Raw genomic sequence first — 1,947 nt, 5'->3', positions numbered from 1 at the left:
CCCCCGTATTGAGCAAAGCGGATAACACCTGGGTGATGATTTGTGCTGCACTCGTCATCCTGATGTCCATCCCCGGCCTGGCCCTGTTCTATGGCGGCCTGGTACGCTCCAAGAACATGCTGTCCGTGCTGATGCAGATATTTGTGACCTTCAGCCTGATCAGCGTGCTCTGGGTGGTTTATGGCTATTCCCTGGCATTCACGGAAGGCAACGCCTTCTTCGGGGCCCTGGACAAGCTGTTCCTGAAGGGCATCACCCCCGATTCCCTGGGAGCCACCTTCTCCAAAGGCGTCTTTACCACGGAATTTGCCTTCGTGATCTTCCAGGGCGCTTTTGCGGCCATCACCTGCGGCCTGATCGTCGGTGCCTTCGCCGAGCGCATCCGGTTCTCCGCCGTGCTGCTGTTCATGGCGATCTGGTTCACCTTCTCCTACATCCCCATGGCGCACATGGTCTGGTACTGGGCCGGTCCGGATGCCTATGTCGATGCTGCGGCGGCCGAAGCTGCCGGGGCGACGGCTGGCTTCCTGTTCCAGAAGGGCGCCCTGGACTTCGCCGGCGGTACCGTGGTGCACATCAACGCCGCTGTTGCCGGTCTGGTGGGCGCGTTCCTGGTAGGCAAGCGAGTGGGTTACGGTCGTGAATCCATGGCCCCCCACAGCCTGACCTTCACCATGATCGGTGCTTCCCTCTTGTGGTTTGGCTGGTTCGGCTTCAATGCCGGCTCCTCTCTCGAAGCCAATGGCGTTGCCGCCAGCGCCATGGTCACTACCTGGGCCGCCACGGCCTGCGCCACCCTCTCCTGGATGCTGGCCGAATGGGTGCTCAAGGGCAAGCCCTCCATGCTGGGCGCTGCCTCCGGTGCCGTGGCGGGTCTGGTGGCCATCACCCCCGCCGCGGGTTTTGTCGGCGTGATCGGTGCCATCGTGATCGGCCTGCTGGCTGGCGTGGTCTGCCTCTGGGGGGTGAATGGCCTGAAGCGGATGCTCGGTGCCGATGACTCCCTGGACGTGTTCGGGGTGCATGGCGTCGGCGGCATCCTGGGTGCCGTGCTGACCGGTGTCTTTGCCGACCCCGCCCTGGGTGGCTCAGGCGTGTGGGATTACGTCGCCAACAAGGTGGCGGATGGCTATTCCATCGGCACCCAGGTCATGGCTCAGCTGACGGGCGTCGGTGTCACCATCGTCTGGTCGGCCGTGGTCGCATTCACCGCCTACAAACTGGTCGATGTCATCGTCGGCCTGCGGGTGCCGGAAGAAGAGGAACGGGAAGGCCTGGACATCACCTCCCACGGCGAAACCGCCTACCACCACTGACCCCCAGCAATCTTCTCTCTCCTTTGGGCGCCTCCGGGCGCCCTTTTTTTGGTGCGGAGCCCAGGAAGCGGAGCAGGAACGAAGATCGGCCGGAAACAGCCCGAGCGAAGCCCCGCCTGTTGTTCTGCCCGCCGCCACGTTAAGATGCCGCGCATGTGGATCGCCCATCTCTCCGATTTGCACCTCACCGCCACCGGCCAGCCCCTCTATGGGCGGGTGGATACTCAGGCCGCCTTTGCCCAGGCCCTGGAGCGTCTCGCGACGCTGAAACGGCGGCCCGAACTCGTGCTGCTCACCGGCGACCTGGCCGATGACGGCGAACTTGCGACCTATCTTTTTCTCCGCCGCGAGCTCGATGCCCTGGGATTACCCTTTTGCCTCTTGCCCGGCAACCATGACGATGGCGCGGCGCTTGCTGCCGCCTTTGCCCAGGATTCCTGCGTCTGGCAGGACGGTGTGGCCTGTCGCGATCTGCCGGCGGGGCGGCTCCTGCTGCTCGACACCCACGTGCCCGGGGAGGAATGGGGCCGGCTGGAAAAAGCCCAGCTGGAGCGGCTCGAAGCCCTGCTGCAAGGCCCGGCCCTGCTGCAAGGCCCGGCCCTGCTGCAAGGCCCGGCCCTGCTGCAAGGCC

General features: G+C 64.7%; 2 protein-coding genes. Both read left to right on the top strand.

Features of this window, described 5'->3' with window-relative positions:
* Positions 1-1,316, top strand: a 1,316-nt coding sequence (amt, locus tag WBH99_RS09430; protein WP_424219828.1) for an ammonium transporter, incomplete at its 5' end; no start/stop codon positions are given.
* 153 nt (positions 1,317-1,469) lie between these two features.
* Positions 1,470-1,947 (top strand): metallophosphoesterase (locus WBH99_RS09425; RefSeq protein ID WP_424219827.1); only part of this gene is annotated, 478 nt, incomplete at its 3' end.

The organism is Azovibrio sp., from assembly GCF_049658005.1.
In the GTDB taxonomy this organism is placed as follows: domain Bacteria; phylum Pseudomonadota; class Gammaproteobacteria; order Burkholderiales; family Rhodocyclaceae; genus Azovibrio.
Note: the sequence above shows the minus strand (reverse complement) of the source record. Positions and strands in the feature narration are given on the sequence as shown.